We start from the raw sequence: 18198 nt of genomic DNA, 5'->3' as shown, positions 1-18198 counted from the left end.
GCGGCGATTCGACGCGCGCGAAGCCTTCGCGGAGCGCGCGCGCGAGGTCAACCCGCGCGCGCAGCCATTGTCACCGCCCATCTGCTCACCCCACTTGTCAACAGAAGGACCCAAGCCTTTGCATGACAGCGGCTATCTTGGTACTCCGTCCCCGCCATGAATTCCGAACGTATTCAAAATGCTCTTGACCGGATCGATCGTGCATTGGCGCGGATCGAGACTCAGGCAGCGCTTAAGGCGCATTCTCCCGTATCGAGCGGGCCAACCAATGCCGAACTCGTCGCCCGCCATGAAGCGCTTCGCGAAAGCGTGGCTGCCAGTATCTCGGAACTCGACGGACTGATCAAAGGGCTCGAGGCATGAGCAATGTCACCCTCGCCGTCGGCGGTCGCAACTATACCGTCTCCTGCGAAGACGGACAGGAAGACCACGTCCAGCGGCTTGCCCGTGTGATCGACGAAAAGCTCGGATCGATGGGCGCCAATCTTTCCGGCCAAGAAGCAAAGAACCTGCTTTTTGCCGCGCTGTTGCTGGCCGATGAGCTCGACGAAGCGAAGAAAGCGGCTGTCGATCCAGCGGAACCGGCAATCGACGCGGATAAGCTGGCCGGTCAGCTCGAACGCATTGCTATAGCGCTTGAGAATGCCGCCTCTACTCTTGAGAGTGGCGCGGGTGCATCCTAAATAAGCGGTGGCGGGGCTGCCCGGCACGAGCCGCATGAACATCCCTGAGGCTATAAGCAATCCAAGGGAGCTGTCCCTGCCCTGGTCCACCGGTTCGGCCGTGGGATTGGGGCATACGGCACCCACCTGACGTTTTAGGCGTCAGAGGATTTCGCCGGAAACGACCCATGGTGGTCCCGCCACTTTTCCAGCTTGGTGCGGTCAGGACATCCGTCCTTACCTTGCTGTGCCATCCCGCTTCCCCTCCCGACCACCCATAAGAAGCGGTGCCGTGGGTGGCCGGGACGGGGAGCAGGATGGAGGGACCGGAAGGGCGCGAATAGACGCCAAGGGAGTCTGCCTCTAGAGAGCTCTGCCGTGACCAAAGACGAACTCCGCAAACAACTCCGCGCCGCGCGCCGCGAGCATGTGGCGGCGCTGCCTGCCAGCATGCGCACACTCGTGTTCATGCGCCCTCCGGCGCCCTTGCTGAAACTGGTTCCTGACGACGCCATCATCGGACTCTATCGGGCTACAGCCACCGAGGCGCCAGCAGCGTCCTACGCCCGTTACTTCCTAGAGCAGGGTCACGCCATCGCCCTCCCCCGGTTTGCGGACAGGCGCGGAGCGATGGAGTTCGCACGGTTCACCGATCCCTTTGAGGAAAGCGATCTCGAAAACGGTCCCTTCGGCATTGCGCAGCCAAGCGCCACAGCAGAGCCGGCCGCACCGGACGTCCTCTTCGTCCCGCTCGTCGGGTTTACTACAAATGGCGCGCGGCTTGGACAGGGTGGCGGGCACTACGACCGGTGGCTCGCCGCAAATCCCGGCACGACCGCCATCGGCCTTGCCTGGGACACGCAACTGGTAGACGAATTACCGATCGAGCCGCACGACGTCCCGCTGTCCGCCATCGTCACTCCAACCCGTATTTATGGACCCTTCGCATGAGGAAAGAACCAACCTGGCGCATTCCGGTCGGCCTGCTTGGCCTCCTGCTGGGCCTTTCGATCTATGGCCTCGTCATCGCTCGTTATGCGCCGGAGTTGATCGGCGATTGGCCGACCCTGTTGCAGACGATCGTTTATATAGTTCTCGGCCTCGTCTGGCTGCTGCCGCTGCGCCGCTTTCTGATCTGGATGGAAACCGGCCGCTGGGGCTGATCGCAAGGGAATACTCCTTCCCTTCCCCGCGAACGGAACCGTCTCTGAGAAAGGCGCGCCGATCGCCAGATGGACAAACGGAAAGGACACATGCGCTAGCACGATCACGAGCGATGCTCTTACCCGATCCGGTTCGCCAAGGTGGCGATACAGCGGTTTACGAGACACTCGCTCCACGCCTGATCGTCAGAATTCGAAGAAAGGGATCACCAGCGCGACATCGTAGCAGGTCCGGGGGGCCCTGACTTGCAGAAAACGCCACCCCTGCGCCGGTCCGCGAACGGACAGTCGGGGAACTTGACGAATTGCTGTGAAAAGAAACCCAAGTGGCGCGAGTGACGGGACTCGAACCCGCGACCTTCGGCGTGACAGGCCGACACTCTAACCAACTGAGCTACACCCGCGTAGCCACTTGGGAGCCGCGCATCTACGGGCGGCTCCGATTCCTGTCAATGGCCTATATCGCGCTTTTTTGCTCTTTTTGCGAGGAGCGATTTGGCGACCCGTCACAAGCGGTATTCCGGTACGAACAAGGGCACCGGAGCCGTGCTCCGATGCCCTTTTTTCAATCCTTCCGCTCACCCCAGGATTGGGGTGAGCCGTCAGTCGACGAGGATAAGCGCCGGGGTTTCCAGCAGCCTCCTGAGCGCCTGTACAAAGCTCGCCGCATCCCAGCCATCGACCACGCGGTGATCGCAACTGATCGAGATGTTCATCAGCTTGCGCTTCTCGATCCGTTCCACACCGTCGGTGCCGGTCACGTACATCGGGCGCTCGATGATGCGGTTCGGGCCGATGATGGCGACTTCCGGACGGTTGATGACCGGTGTCGTCGCCACACCGCCGAGCGGACCGAGCGAGGTAACGGTGAGCGTACCTCCCTGCATTTCTTCCGACTTGGCCGTGCCGGCACGGGCTGCGTCGGCCAGGCGAGAAATCTCATTCGCAAGCTGCCACAGGTTTTTGGCCTGCGCATTCTTGATGACCGGGACCATCAGGCCCGCATCCGTCTGCGCGGCCATGCCCAAATGCACTGCTCCATGACGCGTGACCACACCCGCTTCGTCGTCATAGCGGGCATTGATCATCGGGAAGTCGGGCAGCGTCTTGCAAATCGCGGTGATCAGTAGCGGCAGGATGGTCAGCTTCGGCTTGTCGCCGCGATTGGCATTGAGCTGCGCGCGCAGTTCCTCCAGCGCGGTGACATCGCATTCCTCGACATAGGAAAAATGGGGGATGTTGCGCTTGGATGCAGCCATGTTCTCGGCGATGCGACGGCGCATGCCGATGACCTTCTTTTCCTCGTCCGCGCGGGTCTTGGCGGCGGCGCCATATCCCGAATTGTAAGACAGGAACTGGTCGAGATCGCCGTGGCGGATGCGACCGTCTTCGGCGGGCTTGACCTGGGCGAGATCGACACCGAGATCCCTGGCGCGCTGGCGCACCGCCGGGGTAGCGAGAACCTTAGCCTGCGGCGTCGGCTCGGGCGCCGGGGTCGGTTCCGGGATCGGTTCGGGCTCGGGATCTGCGGCGAGCGCGTCATCGGCATCGCTGGCGTCCGAAGTCTCGACCTCGATGCGCTCTTCGACTTCTTCCGCTTTGGGAGCAGGCGCGGGGGCCGGAGCCTCCTCGGCCACGTCGTCGGGCACCTCGCCTTCGACCTCGATCACAACCAGCATCGAGCCGATCGAGACCATGTCGCCTTCAGCACCTGCAATTTCCAGGATCTTGCCATCGACCGGGCTTTCCATCGGCACGGTCGCCTTGTCGGTCATCATGTCGACGAATTCCTCGTCTTCCCTGACCGTGTCGCCGACCTTTTTGTGCCATTGCACGATTTCAGCCTCGGCAATGCCTTCGCCGATATCGGGCATGTTGAAGGTAAATTTCGCCATGAGGATCAGTCCTTGAGGATCTTGTCGATGGCCTCGCCGATGCGGATCGGGCCGGGGAAATAGGCCCATTCGAGGCTATGGGGATAGGGCGTGTCGAAGCCGGTCACACGTTCGACCGGGGCTTCGAGATGGTAGAAGCAACGCTCGGTAACGAGCGCGGAAAGCTCGGCGCCGAAACCGCTGGTGCGCGTGGCTTCATGAACGATCAGGCAGCGTCCGGTCCGCTCGACCGAGGTTTCGATCGCCTCGATATCGAGCGGGACCAGCGTGCGCAGATCGAGAATGTCGGCCTCGACACCCTTCTCCCTGCACACCGCTTCGACCACATGAACCATCGTGCCATAGGCGAGGATGGTGAGCTGTTCGCCCTCGGTAACGTGGCGCGCTTTGCCGAGCGGGATTTTGTAATAACCCTCGGGCACGACGCTCGCGTCGAATTTTTTCCACGGCTGTACGGGCTTGTCGTAATAGCCGGAAAACGGGCCGTTATAGATCCGCTTGGGCTCGAAGAAAACGACCGGGTCATTGTCCTCTATGCACGAGATCAGCAGACCTTTGGCGTCATAGGGTGTTGCTGGGATTACCGTCTTGAGGCCGGAGACGTGGGTGAAGATCGCTTCCGGGCTCTGGCTGTGCGTCTGACCGCCGAAGATGCCTCCACCGAAAGGCGAGCGCACCGTCATCGGCGCGATGTACTCTCCCGCCGATCGGTAGCGCAGGCGCGCCGCTTCACTGATTAGCTGATCCAAACCGGGGTAGATATAATCGGCGAACTGGATTTCGGGCACCGGGCGCAGGCCATAGGCCCCCATCCCCACGGCCACTGCGATAATACCGCATTCGTTGATCGGCGTGTCGAACACGCGCGTCTTGCCGTATTTCTCTTGCAAGCCCGCGGTGCATCGGAATACGCCGCCGAAATAGCCGACATCCTCGCCCATGACGACGACATCCTCGTCGCGGCCCATCGATACGTCGAGCGCATCGTTGATCGCCTCGATCATGTTGAGGCGGCGTTCGGTTGCGCCTTCGGTAGCTGGTGCGTCCTGGGTTGCGGTCTCGCTCATCAGCCCTGCACTCCCTTGGCCGGCAGCCCTTCCGGGAACTTGGTTTCACGCTCGCGCACGGCCTGGTTGGCCTGTTCCTGGAGGTGCCACGGCAACTCCTCGAACACGTCTTCGAACATGGTGCGGAACGGGTGGTGCAAGCCATGACCGAGAATGCCGTTGGCTTCGGCTTCCTTGGTAACCTTCTTGACGTGCTCGGCCGCCTCGAGATCCATCTTTTCCTGGCGCTCCTCGTCCCATTCGCCGATCGCGATGAGATGGTTCTTGAGGCGCATCACCGGATCGCCGAGTGGCCACTCCTCGCGCTCCTGCGCGCTGCGATAGCCGCTGGGATCGTCCGATGTGGAATGGCCTTCGGCGCGATAGGTGAAGAATTCGATCAACGTCGGCCCGGCATTGGCGCGCGCGCGATTGGCGGCCCATTGCTCGGCGGCGTAGCAGGCAAGCGCATCATTGCCATCGACGCGCAGGCCGGCAAGCCCGTAACCCAGCGCGCGCGCGGCGAAGGTGGTGCGTTCTGCGCCCGCGAAACCGCTGAAGCTCGAGATCGCCCACTGGTTGTTGATAACATTGAGGATAACCGGTGCATTATACACCGTTGCGAAGGTGCAGGCCGAATGGAAGTCGCCCTCGGCGGTGCTGCCCTCGCCCACCCAGGTCGCGGCGATGCGGCTGTCGCCCTTCATCGCGCTCGCCATCGCCCAGCCCACCGCCTGCGGCGTTTGCGTTGCAAGGTTGCCGCTGATGGTGAAGAAGCTGTGTTCGCGGCTCGAATACATGATCGGTAGCTGGCGGCCCTTCAGCTTATCGCCCTTGTTCGAGTAGATCTGGTTGATCATCTCGATCATCGGATAGCCGCGCTGGATCAGGATGCCCTGCTGGCGGTAGCTGGGGAACACCATGTCGTCGGCGGCAAGCGCCATGCTGGCCGAAACGCTGGTCGCCTCTTCGCCCGTGCACTTCATGTAGAAGCTGGTCTTGCCCTGCCGCTGGCCGCGAAACATGCGCTCATCGAAGGCGCGGGTCATCGCCATATGGCCGAGCATGGTGCGCAGTGTGTCCGGGTCCAGTTTCGGGTCCCAGGGACCGTGCGCCTTGTTGTCCTCGCCCAGCACACGCACGAGGCCGAAAGCCATGTCGCGCATTTCGGCCGGGTCGCAGGCCTCGTCGGGACGCGCCATGCTCCCGGCCTCGGGCACGTCGATATGCGAAAAATCGACCGCGTCGCCCGGTCGGTACTTCGGTTCGGGAACATGCAGCGACAGCTTGGGACGGTTGTCGCCCTTGGCTGCATTACCCTCGGGCCTGTCGGCCATAGAATCGTCTCCCAGACGCAATCTTACGCTTGCGCGTTATTTTATTTCACCGGTGGGAAACGGTCAAGTCATCGCCGCATCACACCGCGACGGGCGCTTTGATTGGCCCGTGCGGCGCGTAGTCGTGAACCGCGAAATCCTCGATCGCATAGTCGAAGATCGAAGGCGGGCGCCGCACTATTTCAAGCCGCGGAGCGCCTTGCGGTTCCCGTGAAAGCTGCTCGCGGATCAGATCTTCGTGATTGAGATAGAGATGCGTATCGCCCCCCATCCAGACCAGCTCGCCCGGTTCGAGATCGACCTGCTGTGCAATCATGCACTGCAGCAACGCCGCCGACCACAGGTTGAACGGGAGGCCGAGTGCGACATCACAACTGCGCTGGTAGAGCAGGCAGTTCAGGCGATTGCCCTCGACATGGAACTGGTATGTCTTGTGACACGGTGGCAGCGCCATCTGCGGCACCTCGGCGACGTTCCATCCCTCGATGATGTGTCGGCGGCTACCCGGATTGTCTCTCAGCGAATCGACCACCTCGGCGACCTGATTGATGCCCGGCCCCTTGCGGAACAGCCCTCCGGCAACCGGCTGGTAAGTGGGCCAATCCACCCACTGTTTACCATAGATGGGGCCGAGATCGCCCCACTTGGCTGCGAACTCCTCGTCTTCCCTGACTCGTTCGACGAAGATGTCGAGTGCGATCTCGTCGCCCGTCTCCTCGACGTAGCGAGCATGTGGCCACTCGTTCCAGATTTTGACGTTCTGGAGCACCAGCGGGCGGATGTTGGTGGCCCCGGTGAGGAACCAGAGCAACTCGCGCGTGGCGGTCTTCCAATAGACACGCTTGGTCGTGATCAGCGGCATCGCGCCGCCCGCGAGGTCGAACCGCAGAGTCGCGCCGAAGATCGACCGGGTGCCGATGCCGGTTCGGTCTTTACGCTCGCCTCCCTCGCGCCAGATCCTGCGCATGAGGTCGAGATATTGCTGTTCGAAGTGCGGTCCGGGCACGGTTTTAGTCTCGCTGGATGTGTCACGCCGCTGTAATGCCGATTTGTGCAAATTGCCCGCTTGCACGGCCCTCAATCCACACCTATAGGGCGCGCCTGCCTCGCAGCCGTGGCCTTCGCAGATGGCCCGGTCCGATCCGGTCGGGGAGTAGCTCAGCCTGGTAGAGCACTGTCTTCGGGAGGCAGGGGCCGGAGGTTCGAATCCTCTCTCCCCGACCATTTTTCAAGTACTTGCGCGGTTTCCGGTGAGGCCTGAACCACAGCCGACTGCGGCTTGGGAATGGATGCGGAGCCGCGCGGGTGGCTTGTGCTTCGTCTAAAGCGACGTCGCAGCCCCCTCGCCCGGCTCAAGCGCGCGTTTTTTTTCGGATCAAGGCGCCGATAGGTATTGCCTGACATAGCTGGTCGACGTGCTGACCCATCCCAGTTCCAAGTGGTTCACCGCTGTCGTAACGCTGCCGCCATGCGTCGTCATCCCGGTCGTGTCGCGGCAACTCGAAATGAAGACCACCCCGTCCGAAGGTCCGGTATGTTCGTTGTGCAGAAGAGCTATGTCGGCCTGGTTACCGCAGATATTGTGGATCCGCACAGCCGAGGGCGACGGCGCCTGACGGATCACGTCAACCAGCGATTTGGACAGATAAGCGGCGAGGCCCGGCCCGGCACTGTAGAAGCCCTGTCCACCGTGGAACGTGGTGTACCAATCCTGTTCGTAAGTCGGCAATCCATAGGTGCCGCTCCAGTCCTTGAGCAACTGGGCCGAGCCCGGGAAATAGGGCGAATCATAAGTCCATTCCGAGCCGGAGCGCCAGAAACCATAGCAGATCAGCTTGTCGTGCGGTGTCGGTCCGTTGATCACGCCGCCGCAGGCGGGATAGACGGTCAGGCTGAAGGTCCATCCATGGCGGAAGGACAGGTCGATACCATTGTTGGCCGATCCCAGCAGGATCAGACGGCGGACGTCGCCGCGATAGGCCGTGCCCCATGATTTGCGCACGCCCGAGATATACATGCGCGCGTTCGATGCAGCCTTCGACCAGGCGACCACGTCGACCTGGCCTGCGCCGGTGCGAGACTTGATGATGGCGATCGCATCGGCGATCTGCTCCGACCAGAAGTAGCCATCGCCATTCTTGTGCGGCAGTCCGAGAGCGAAGACGCGGTAGCCCCGGCTCGACAGATCCTGCATTAGACCTGTCGACGGGCAGCTCGATCGGCCGCAGCCGTAACTGCCCGCCTCGTTCGGATCGGCCCAGGCAAGATCGGCATCCTGGTTGGCGCCATGCACCAGCAGCACCGGCACTTTCGTACCCACGTTCCAATTGGGGGCATAGTAGAGAAGAAATCGCGAGCTGTGCGGCCGGGCCGTTCCGAAAAAAGTCGCCCGTTGGCCCGTCTGATCGCCGCGCCCGTCGGTGGGGAAGCTTTCCTGAGTAAAGGCCGTCAGAGTGTCGCGCCACCGTTCGACCCGCACCCATCCATTATCGATACCGCTGGAGTATGTCGCCTCCAGCGTGGTCGATCCGGCATGGGTAGATGGCCCCCACGCCAGCGCACCCAGCGCCAGCAATAGTTTCCAAACATGCTTCATCGTCCCTCTCCTTCAGATTGCCCTATGGTTTTGCGAACTCCATCTTCCGATAAAGGTAATCGGCGATCCTGCGACGCATGTCCTGAGCGGTGTCGAGCACTCCGAAAGACAGGAAGGCGTGAATGGTCTCCTCGGCACAGTGATGGACACTGTCGACACCGGCGGCCCGAAGCTTGTCGTGATAGGCGATGGCTTCGTCGCGCAAGGGATCGCACCCTGCCGTCACGATCATCGCGGGGGCCAGATTCGCGGGGACGGGTGCAAGCAGCGGCGAGATGCGCGGATCGCCCGCCAGGCCGACATTTTTGCCGAGGTAATTGTCACGCGCAAATTCGATCGCTTCGCTGACCAGGAAATAGTCGCCCTGCCCGAACCGCATACGAGACGGAAAGGTGGCGTGAGCGCTGGCAATGTCGGTCATCGGATAGATCAGGACCTGACAGGCCAGAGGCGGAGCATGGCCGAGGGCGGATTCCCGTGCGAGCACGGCGGCGAGATTACCCCCGGCACTGTCACCGATTACCGCGAGCCGATCGGGATCGCCGCCGATGCTCGCGCCGTGGCGATGGAGCCAATCGAGCGCGCATAACGCATCGTTCAGTCCGTCGGGGAAGCGGTGTTCGGGAGAAAGCCGGTAATCGAGGCTGAGGATAGCAATCTTGCTCAGCGCAGCCAGCGAACCGGCCAGCCCGTCATAGGCGGGAATTCCCCCGAGCGACCAGCCGCCCCCATGAAGGAACAGCGCCAGCGGTGCGGGTGCGCCATCGGCAATCGCCGGCCGATAAAGCCGCGCACTGCGTTCCCCATCGCCGCAGGGCACAGCGAGATCGACGACTTTCGCCGGTGCGATGTCGCGATCGGGACCGCGAAAGCGATCGAAGACGGCATCGGCGAAAGCTCTCGACGCCGCCATGCCTTCCGCTTCGATGCGCGGCGTCCATTCGCTGCGCATCGCATCGTAATCGCGCAGCAGCGCCCGGGACTGCCGGTCCAGCGGTCCCTGTTCCTCAGGCGTGGTCCGGGTCATCAGAAGCGCAGGACGAAACGCAGATCGTAGGTTGCCGGCGCGCCGTAGAAGCCAAGCTGCACCCCCGGAAAATCGGCCAGGTTGAAGCCCTGAACGCGCACGGCATTGTCGGTGAGATTCTCCACACCGGCACGAAGTTCCCAGCGTTCGTCCAGATCGCCGATGGCCACGAACCCGTTGATGCGTTCATAGCCCGGTTGGCGCAGCACTGGAGAATCCGTGATCTCCGTCGCCACTTCCGACCGGTACGATCCGTCGATATGGATTGTCAGAGCCAGATTGTCGGATATCGGCCGCTGCCAGGTCGCGCCGAGGCTGGCGTTGAAATCGGGCGCGTTGACCGGGCGCCTGTCGCTGACGTCGGTAACCGCACCGCCGACCAGAATATCGAATTCACGATACTTCGCATCGAGCAGACCGAGCGATCCGGTCAGGGTTAGCTCGTCGGTCGGGCGGGCGGAGAGCTCGAGTTCGGCGCCATAAGCGCGCGACGACGCGGCATTGGTGAACAGGCTGACGAATACGCCGGTCACGGGATCGGAGCCGAAGGACGTCACCTGAACATCGGTATAATCGTTATAGAACAGCGCTGCATTCACCATCAGGCGGCCATCGAGCCAGCTCGTCTTCGCCCCTGCCTCGTAGCTCCAGACATATTCCGGACGGAACGGCCTGAACCCGAAATCGGTATTCGCGCGCCCGTCGAACCCGCCGCTCTTGAACCCGCGCGAGGCGGACAGGTAGACCATGGCATCCGATGTCACGTCATAGCTGATCGAAGCGCGGGGCGTGAAGGCCTCGAAGCTCGCCTCGCCGGAGATCGGGGTTCCGGCTACACCTACGCCCGTCAGGAAATCGGGCGTGTTCTCGATTACCGAGACCGTGGGATCGAAGATGTTCTCGAACAAGCGCGCCGAGGTGCGGTTTTCCCAGGTATAGCGCGCGCCGGCCGAGAGGGTGAGCCGCGGGGTTAGCGCATAGGTGAGGTCGGCGAAGATCGCATAGCTATCGGTCTTCTGGCGGGTTTCCGCCAGGCTGGATGTCGGGAACCCGAAAGCGGTGACCGGAAAGCCGAACAATGTTGCCGCGCCATTATCGACCCCTGAAAAGGTCGTGTCGTCATCGTGGAAATAATACAGGCCAGCAGTCAGGCTGAACCGGTCCCGATCGTCATAGGTCAGCCGCAGTTCCTGGCTGAACTGTTCCTGTTCCTGAAGCAGCAGGATATCGAGGATGGGCAAGGGCGATCCATCGGTGTCGAGATTCAGGTCGAATTCGAACGACCGGAAAGCCGTGATCGATTCCAGCGTGATCCGGTCGCTGGCATCGAACCGGCTGGTCAGCGCGAACCCATAGCCGGTCTGATCGTTGAGACCGTTGGCATTTACATCGACGCGGTAGGGATCGTCCGATGCGGGATAGGTGATGTTGCCCGTCCCATCGAAACCGGTGATCGGCGTTTCGCGCACGGGGCTGCGCGAGGTATCCGGCCGGTCGATCCGAACATCGCCGCTGAGCAGGAATTCGAGAGTGTCGGTCGGCTGGAACAGCAGGGTCGCGCGGCCCGCAAACGTTTCGACATCGCCGTCATCTTGGCCGGTGACGCTGTTGCGCGCATACCCGTTCCGCTTGGTATAGGCTGCGGCCAGTTTGCCTTTCAGCACATCTCCCGCGATCGGGCCGCTGATCCGGCCCTTGGCGGTGACGAAACCGAAATTGCCAGCCCCCGCCTCCATATATCCCGACAGGTAATTGGTCGGCCGGGTGGACACGAACTTGATCGCACCGCCGATCGTGTTGCGGCCGTAAAGCGTGCCCTGCGGCCCACGCAGGACCTCGATCCGTTCCACATCGAACAGTTCGAGAAACGCCGCCTGCGAGCGAGCGATGAAGACATCGTCGACATAGACGCCGACCCCGGGATCGGCGAAGGCGAGCGAATCGTTCTGGCCGACACCGCGGATATAGATAACGGCATTACCGGCATCGCCCTGGTCGAGATACAGATTGGGCGTGGCATACTGGATACCCGACAGCGTATCCGCCTGGAGGTTGGAAAGCGCTTCGTCGTCAAAGGCGGAAATCGCGATGGGCACTTCCTGAAGCGATTCCTCTCGCCGACGGGCTGTCACGATGATGGTGTTCGCTTCCTCGGCAGTCGGTTCGGCAGTCGGCATTTCCTGCTGCGCCAAGGCCGGCAGGGCTTGGATCAGGGCCGTAGTGGCACACAGGGTGCTTACGAGACGCGCCCGCTTTTTCGCGATATTCATAGATGTCCTCCCATTCGGCCGCGTCTATTCGGCGTCCGTTATTTACGGGAGACAGTGCGCGGAAGCCGGCTACGGTGTCGAGGACGCGCTCGCGCAATCAGAGAGGACATTTTCGCTCAAAGTATCGGCGGCAAAGCGCGCGGGGGTCGTTCCGGTCCATTGCTTGAAGGCCCGCGCAAAACTGCGCGCGTCGGCAAAACCGAGCAGGTCGGCGACCGCTTCCGGCGAGCGCCCCGCCCCCAGCAGGCGCCTCGCGCGGCGATCGAGCATCTCGGCCCGGAGCTGGCGGAAACCATGGCCGGTCTCGGATAGCTTTCGGCGCAGGGAGGCCACGCTCATGCCGAGTGCTCTTGCGACCTGGCCCTGATCGTCCAGCCCGCTTTCAAGCTTGCTGCGAACTCTTGAGACCAAGTCGCCCGGCTGGTGTGCATCCGCTCCATCCGAGCGAGCCAGAGAGGTCAGGATGCGATCATAGACGTCGATTGAATCGAGCGTCTGAGCCGTAGAGCCAGGGGCGAGATCGCCTGCCGTTCCGGCGTATTCAAGCATATAGGCTGGCGCTCCCAATCGGACGGGCACCGACCAGTAGCCCAGCATGGCATCGCCTCCGCGCCGGGACCGGCGACTGTGTACCGCGCGCAGATGCGAGGTCAGCTCGCGTCCTGCCCACATCTCCAGCAATGTGTGAACGAAGATCAGGACCCCCTCCATCACCGTCGCGCGGGTCGAAGGGCCGCCAGCGAAGGTGAAGGGAAATTCGGCATCGTCCATCCGGTAGAGGATGCGGTTGCCCTGTCGTTCGATACGATTGTAGCTCCCGCCGTGGAGGAGATTGTAAGTCTGCGCGGAAAGGCGCATGGCATCGGCGAGGCTGGCCGCATCGCGAATACGTTCGCCAACGAGATTGGTCGCACCGAGCAAGAGCGGCCTGCTCGACAAGGCGCAGGTCTCGTCCTCGATTTCCGCCAGCCGCACCCGCATCATGCCGAAATATTCGCAGGGCGACAGATCGGGATCGATGGCGGATGCGCCATCCGCCGGATCGCGATGCTCACCCTCACCGATGGAAGCTCGTCCTGGCATCGCAAAATGCTAGGTCCCTGCCCCGCAGGCGTCAATTGTCCACCGGATTTCCTGCTGCGCCGAGAAACGGCACGCCGGTCCTGCTTAGCCAGGCGCGCCGCCGACTGCCTGATACAGCCCGACAAGCGTGGTGAGTTCGTCCGCCCTCGTCTGGACGAGCGAGAGCTCCACGCCCAGCAAGGCACGCTGGGCATCGACCTGCTCGATATAGGGTGTGTAGCCCGCTCGATACCGATTGCGGGCATGGCGTAGCGCATCGGCAACCGCCGCGCGCTGGGCCTGAAGGGCGGTTTCCTGTTCACCGAGATGCGCCAGTACCGCCATGCGGTCCTCCACTTCCCGCAAGGCATTGAGCACGGTCGAACGATAGGCCCATGCCGCTTGGTCGCGCTGCGCGGTGGCGCCTTCGAGTTGAGCTTCGAGCCGCCCGCCTTGAAAGATCGGCGCCAGGATACTGCCGCCGAGTGACCAGATGCCGATGGGGTTGGCGAGCAGATCCGACAGGGCGACGCCTGCTTGGGCACCGAGATCGATCGACGGCAGGAAATCGGCTCGGGCCGCGCGCATATTCGCATCCGCGGCCACGATCCGATATTCCGCAGCGGCAATGTCGGGCCGACGCCGCAAGAGCTCGGATGGAAGAGCTGCCGGAGGTGCGGGCGCGCGCAAATCGTTGAAAGTCCCGCCGCGCTCGATTTCACCCGGCAACCGGCCGGTCAGCACTGCAAGGGCGTTTTCCTGCCGCGCGATCTGCGCTTTGAGCTGGGGAACCAGTTGCGCCGTCGCCTGGTATTCGGCCTCGGCCTGTCGCAATTCGAGTTGCGAGGTGTAGCCGACTTCGGCCCGGTCGCGCGCAAATTTGCGTGCCTGGCCACGAGCGTCGAGAGTCTGTTCGAGCACCGCCAGACGAGCGTCGAGTGCGAGCAAGGTGATGTAGCCGCTGGCTGCGGCTGCTGTCACCGATAGGCGCGCGGCTTCGGCGCCAGCGACACTCGCAGCCACACCCGCCTCCGCCGCATCGATACGCGCGGCGTTCTTGCCGAATAAATCGACTTCGTAGGATGCGCGAAACGCCGGTTGCACGGCTACCGATTCCTGCGCTCGCCCGAACGGCGAAACCTCGCGCCGAATACCGCCGTCGACCCCCACGCCCAGCGCAGGCAGAAGCAAACCGCGCGAGCCGCGTTCGGTAGCGCGGGCTTCCTCCACCCTAGCTGCGGCGAGCTGCACATCGGGATTGTTGCGGCGTGCTTGCTCGACAAGTCTGGAGAGCTGGGGGTCCCCGAAGCTTTCCCACCAATGGGTTTCGACAGGCACGGCCACGCCCAGCGACGTGCGCCAATCGGCGGGGGTAACAACTGCCGTGCCTGGTGGCGCATCCTGCAGCGTCGGGGCGCAAGCGGACAGGAACAGTGCAGAGGTTGCAAGATAAAGACTGGCTCGGCGGATCACGGTCAATCCTTTGTGTGAACGGTTGCGATGACAGACATCCCAGGGCCAAGTCGCGCCGCCTCCTCCTGACCGCCATCGATAACGATGCGTACGGCTATGCGCTGCGGAACCTTCACGAAATTGCCTGCGCCAGTGTCCGGTTTCACCAGGCTGAACTCGCTGCTTGCCGCCGGAGCGATGCTTTGAACGCGCCCGGTGAGTTCGAGCCCGCCAAGCGCATCCACTTCGAGTGTGGCACGTTGCCCCACAGCCATGTCCGCAGTCTGCGTTTCCTTGAAATTCGCCACCACCCACAATTCGTCCGGGACGATGTACATGAGCTGCGTACCGGCGGTCACCAACTGGCCCACGCGGGCAGTCACTTCGCTTAGCCGGCCCGGACGCGATGCACGGATTTCGGTGCGCGAAAGTTCGAACTCGGCGAGCCCCTTGGCGGCCTGGGCACCGGCGACCTGCGCTTCCAGCGCGCGTCGGCCCACATTCACCGATCGCACATTCTCGAGCGCGATGGCGCGCTGCGCCCGTGCCTGCCGAACAGCCGCTTGCGCCTGCTGGAGAGCGGCCCGTGCCTGATCGCGCTCACGCAGGGATACCGAACCCTCACCGACCAGTTCGGCAATACGGTTCATGTCCGCCTGCGCCCTTTTCAAGGCGGCTTGGGCACTCGCCACTGCGGCGTCCTGCAACTCGACTTGGGCCTGGGCCGACCGCAGGCTCTGGTCGCTGTTTGCCAGCGAAGCCTTCTGCGCGGCAGTATTGGCCGCACCTTGCTGCACTTTTTCCCGGAACGGCGTGTCGTCGATCCGGGCCAACAGGTCGCCTTTCTCAACGCGTTGGAAATCGGTGACCGGCACGTCGACGAGATATCCCGCGACCTGCGGACTGACCACTGTCGTCCGGCCACGGACATAGGCATTGTTCGTGGTTTCATCGCCACCCGCAAAGGGGGGGAGATTCCAGGCAAAGAGCGCTGCGAGGATACCGGCCAGAATAAACAGGACCGCAACGCCTATCCGGCGCCGCGACGCATTGGGAGACCAGCCCTTGTCGGTTTGCGCTTCAAGGGGTTCGTCCTCGTTCACCTCGGCGTCTGCCGCAGGCGGAAGAGCGGAATTCGTCATTTCCTTGTCCTTGCAAGCATGGCCTCGAGAAAGGCCAGTTCCTTGGCGAGCGGATTGTGCCCGCGAATCTTGTTGATGAGCCAGGGCATGGCCAGAACCGCGAAGGTCGCCGCGGCCAGCATGCCGATGAGAAAGAAGACATCGTTGAATGCGAGCACGGCGGCCTCGCGCCCAACCTGCTGCGAGATATTTGACGCTGCCGCTTGCTGTTGCAGCGCGGGGTCTGCCTGCGCGGGAGCGACCCGCTGTACAGCATTCGACAGAGCCTCCGCGAACTTTGAATTGCCAAGTGTCAATGTGCTTCCGGCATCGATGAGATGCGTTTTCAACCTGATGGTATGGAAAGCGGACAGCAGCGAGATCCCCGCAAGCCCTCCGATCGATTGCGAGAGCGAAAAGACGGCGATGAAGCTGATCACATAGCTTTGCCCCGCCGCCAGCGCACGAAGCATACCTTCCATCATGATCGGACCCATGGCGAAAACCGCAGCGAATGCGATGGCCGCCTGGGTGGCATACAAATCCTGCGGGCGCGTCATCACACCGGTTCGCGTATCGGCGAATGCAGCCACACAGATCACCGCCACGGCAAAGAGAACCGGCCGCGTGAGATCCTTGGGGTCGAGCCGGACGACGGAAAGGACCACGCCGCCGAACGTCGCACCGGCGAGTATCCAGAAATATCCCGTCAACTGCTCATTGCCATAGCCCAACGCGGCGAACAGGCCGCTTGCCCCGAAGCCCTGTTCGGCGACGAGAATGCGGACCGTCGCGCCGATCGCTGCAAGACCCAGAATGGCGCGGCTCGACAACCAGCTCAGATCCAGCATCGGGCTTTTGCGGTTGGCCTCGATAAGAAAACACCCGCCGAGGCCGATGATCGCTGCCACGAGAGCATAGCCGAGCCACGGCGTGTCCCACCACTGGATACGTCCCTGAACGAGGAATGCGCACAGTGCCCCCACCCCCAGCATGAACAAGGCGATACTGGGTATATCGAGTTTTTCGAAAGTGCCTTTGCGCAGGCCGGGTGGCAAACGCAGCCAGTAGACCAGGCCGAATCCCAGCAGGGACATCGCGAACTGGAACTGGAAGACGTGATCCATATCGCCATCCACGAGAAGCGCGGGGGATATGGCCCGCGTCAACGGGAAAGCGAATTGGATGAGCCCCAGCGAGATAATCAGGCCACCGACCCGCAAGGCAGGTGGCAACCCTTGCATCAAATAGTAGACCGACAGCGCGGACAACCCGCTCGCGGCGATCCCCGCGACTGCCCGTGCGGCAAGCTCCGGGTAATAGCCAGGCCCATCATCTGGACGAAGTTGGCGGCCACCAATCCCGCCATGGCCCAGCGAACGAAGGGCTGAACGCCAAACTCCTGCCGGACGCGAAACAGCAGCATGCTCATACAGGCATAGGTCGAATAGAAGGCAACGGTCAGCCACCCCTCCTCGACCGGAGTCAGCGCGAAACCGGCTCGCAAGGCGGGCGAATTGGCGATCAGAAAACCGTTCTGCGCGCCTCCGATCAGGCCCAGCAGGATGCCGATCCCAAGATAGGCCGCGCGCCGCCCCGGGGGATGATCCGGGTTGGCCGGTGATCCAGGGAGGATCGGTAACTCGTGCGGCTTGAAGCGATAGCCGTCCACGTCATCGACAAGGGAGTGGCGGTCAGTCACCCGGCAATACTCCGTCGATCAGGGTCGTCACCAGCGCCTCTTCGAATGCCGCATCGTCCGCCAGGCTTTCGACAAGCCTGGCCAGCCGTTCGCGCCGCGCGACCGTGCTGGCCGCCGAATAGATGAAATTGGCGATCCGGAACTGCATATGCGAAGGCGGGTTTGCAACGCTGCCTGCCGCGGATTGCGCCAGCTCGAAGAAATGCCGATGGAGCGGCGTCGTCAATTCGTCGAGAAGCCACCGGGATCTATCGGTATCGACAGTGATATCGCGCAACAGCAGACGTGGTACTTCGGGGCGCGCCAGAAGGTAGGCAAGGAACGCTTTCATCGAATATCGCAGACGTTCGGCATCCGTCTCCGCCTCGGCATTCGAAAGCGCATGGGCAAGGGCATCCCGCAAGTCGGAGGCAGCGTCCGACACGATCGATTTCCACAAACCCGCCTTACCGCCGAATCGATAGGAAATAAGCGCGACATCGACATTCGCGTCGGCTGCGATTTCGCGCAGCGACGTGGCCTCATACCCTTGCGCGGCAAAGCGCAGCAGCGCCGCCCTGGACAAGGCCTGACTCGTGTCCTGTTCGGTTTGTCGAGGCCGCCCGCGGCCGCGTCGCTGCGCCATCTATCGCTCCTTGGAGGAGGGGATATAGGGCAGCCGATCGTATATTCAATACACGTTGAATATTTACTGCGGCTCGCAATCTCGCCATGCGGGGCTGGAAGTGCAGGCCAAGACACGAGCCATATTGCAACGCCGCACATGCGTGCCATCTCCAACAGCATTGTCGGACGTCCAGCTCCCCTTCATCGTACAGCAAGCATCCATGCGCGATGGCGCGCGCGTCGCAAGTCCGCGGCGTTC

Annotated in this window: 17 protein-coding genes, 2 tRNA genes and 1 other RNA gene; 6 read left to right on the top strand and 14 right to left on the bottom strand. The window is 62.5% G+C overall.

Features of this window, described 5'->3' with window-relative positions; genetic code table 11:
- The first annotated feature begins 156 nt into the window (after window positions 1-156).
- From DVR09_RS08895 to DVR09_RS08880, 5 genes are all read left to right on the top strand, one after another.
- The gene (locus tag DVR09_RS08895; RefSeq protein ID WP_115416613.1) at window positions 157-363 is read left to right on the top strand and encodes a hypothetical protein; all 207 of its coding nucleotides are present in this window, start codon (window positions 157-159) and stop codon (window positions 361-363) included.
- Window positions 360-683, top strand: coding sequence for a cell division protein ZapA (locus DVR09_RS08890; protein WP_115416612.1), 324 nt, complete (start codon window positions 360-362; stop codon window positions 681-683). Before DVR09_RS08895 ends, DVR09_RS08890 begins: the two co-directional genes overlap by 4 nt.
- A 10-nt stretch (window positions 684-693) precedes the next feature.
- Window positions 694-864: non-coding RNA, 6S RNA (gene ssrS, locus DVR09_RS18025), on the top strand.
- Window positions 865-1040: 176 nt separating this feature from the next.
- A complete protein-coding gene (locus DVR09_RS08885; RefSeq protein WP_115416611.1) occupies window positions 1041-1613 on the top strand; it encodes a 5-formyltetrahydrofolate cyclo-ligase in 573 nt (190 codons plus the stop codon).
- Window positions 1610-1825 carry a DUF2842 domain-containing protein gene (locus DVR09_RS08880; protein ID WP_115416610.1) on the top strand — a complete coding sequence of 72 codons (216 nt, stop codon included), beginning with the start codon at window positions 1610-1612 and terminating at the stop codon, window positions 1823-1825. Before DVR09_RS08885 ends, DVR09_RS08880 begins: the two co-directional genes overlap by 4 nt.
- Before the next feature lie 327 nt (window positions 1826-2152).
- Here DVR09_RS08880 and DVR09_RS08875 read toward each other — a convergent pair.
- From DVR09_RS08875 to thyA, 5 genes are all read right to left on the bottom strand, one after another.
- A tRNA-Asp gene (locus tag DVR09_RS08875) sits at window positions 2153-2229 on the bottom strand.
- 198 nt (window positions 2230-2427) lie between these two features.
- Complete coding sequence (locus DVR09_RS08870) at window positions 2428-3720, bottom strand: dihydrolipoamide acetyltransferase family protein (protein WP_115416609.1); 1293 nt, start codon at window positions 3718-3720, stop codon at window positions 2428-2430.
- A 5-nt stretch (window positions 3721-3725) separates the two neighbouring features.
- A complete protein-coding gene (locus tag DVR09_RS08865) occupies window positions 3726-4787 on the bottom strand; it encodes an alpha-ketoacid dehydrogenase subunit beta (RefSeq protein WP_115416608.1) in 1062 nt (353 codons plus the stop codon).
- Window positions 4787-6103 (bottom strand): 3-methyl-2-oxobutanoate dehydrogenase (2-methylpropanoyl-transferring) subunit alpha, encoded by a 1317-nt coding sequence (locus DVR09_RS08860; RefSeq protein WP_115416607.1) that lies wholly within the window; start codon window positions 6101-6103, stop codon window positions 4787-4789. Before DVR09_RS08860 ends, DVR09_RS08865 begins: the two co-directional genes overlap by 1 nt.
- A gap of 79 nt (window positions 6104-6182) precedes the next feature.
- A complete protein-coding gene (gene thyA / locus DVR09_RS08855; protein ID WP_115416606.1) occupies window positions 6183-7109 on the bottom strand; it encodes a thymidylate synthase in 927 nt (308 codons plus the stop codon).
- A gap of 141 nt (window positions 7110-7250) precedes the next feature.
- Between thyA and DVR09_RS08850 the strand changes: the two genes are divergently transcribed.
- A tRNA-Pro gene (locus DVR09_RS08850) sits at window positions 7251-7327 on the top strand.
- Between the two features lie 151 nt (window positions 7328-7478).
- On the opposite strand, the gene DVR09_RS08845 is transcribed toward DVR09_RS08850, so the two are convergent.
- The 9 genes from DVR09_RS08845 to DVR09_RS08810 all read right to left on the bottom strand — a co-directional run bounded on the left by DVR09_RS08845 (window position 7479) and on the right by DVR09_RS08810 (window position 17958).
- Window positions 7479-8699, bottom strand: coding sequence for an esterase/lipase family protein (locus DVR09_RS08845; protein ID WP_115416605.1), 1221 nt, complete (start codon window positions 8697-8699; stop codon window positions 7479-7481).
- A gap of 22 nt (window positions 8700-8721) precedes the next feature.
- Window positions 8722-9726, bottom strand: a complete 1005-nt coding sequence (locus DVR09_RS08840; RefSeq protein WP_115416604.1) for an alpha/beta hydrolase — start codon at window positions 9724-9726, stop codon at window positions 8722-8724.
- Entirely contained in the window at window positions 9726-11996 is a 2271-nt protein-coding gene (locus DVR09_RS08835) for a TonB-dependent receptor (protein ID WP_115416603.1), read from the bottom strand. The genes DVR09_RS08840 and DVR09_RS08835 overlap by 1 nt, the downstream gene beginning before the upstream one ends.
- A 69-nt stretch (window positions 11997-12065) precedes the next feature.
- Window positions 12066-13079 carry a helix-turn-helix domain-containing protein gene (locus DVR09_RS08830; RefSeq protein WP_115416602.1) on the bottom strand — a complete coding sequence of 338 codons (1014 nt, stop codon included), beginning with the start codon at window positions 13077-13079 and terminating at the stop codon, window positions 12066-12068.
- Between the two features lie 84 nt (window positions 13080-13163).
- A complete protein-coding gene (locus DVR09_RS08825) occupies window positions 13164-14531 on the bottom strand; it encodes an efflux transporter outer membrane subunit (protein ID WP_174223736.1) in 1368 nt (455 codons plus the stop codon).
- 2 nt (window positions 14532-14533) lie between these two features.
- Complete coding sequence (locus DVR09_RS08820) at window positions 14534-15652, bottom strand: HlyD family secretion protein (RefSeq protein ID WP_115416601.1); 1119 nt, start codon at window positions 15650-15652, stop codon at window positions 14534-14536.
- The gene (locus tag DVR09_RS08815) at window positions 15649-16758 is read right to left on the bottom strand and encodes a hypothetical protein (RefSeq protein ID WP_234041383.1); all 1110 of its coding nucleotides are present in this window, start codon (window positions 16756-16758) and stop codon (window positions 15649-15651) included. The genes DVR09_RS08820 and DVR09_RS08815 overlap by 4 nt, the downstream gene beginning before the upstream one ends.
- A gap of 116 nt (window positions 16759-16874) precedes the next feature.
- Window positions 16875-17333, bottom strand: coding sequence for a hypothetical protein (locus DVR09_RS17605; RefSeq protein WP_234041382.1), 459 nt, complete (start codon window positions 17331-17333; stop codon window positions 16875-16877).
- Window positions 17326-17958: a TetR/AcrR family transcriptional regulator gene (locus DVR09_RS08810; RefSeq protein WP_115416600.1), complete on the bottom strand. Its 633-nt coding sequence runs from the start codon at window positions 17956-17958 to the stop codon at window positions 17326-17328. Before DVR09_RS08810 ends, DVR09_RS17605 begins: the two co-directional genes overlap by 8 nt.
- Window positions 17959-18198: the final 240 nt, after the last annotated feature.

Origin of the sequence: Erythrobacter aureus (genome assembly GCF_003355455.1) — a bacterium.
Taxonomy (GTDB): Bacteria; Pseudomonadota; Alphaproteobacteria; order Sphingomonadales; family Sphingomonadaceae; genus Qipengyuania; species Qipengyuania aurea.
Note: the sequence above shows the minus strand (reverse complement) of the source record. Positions and strands in the feature narration are given on the sequence as shown.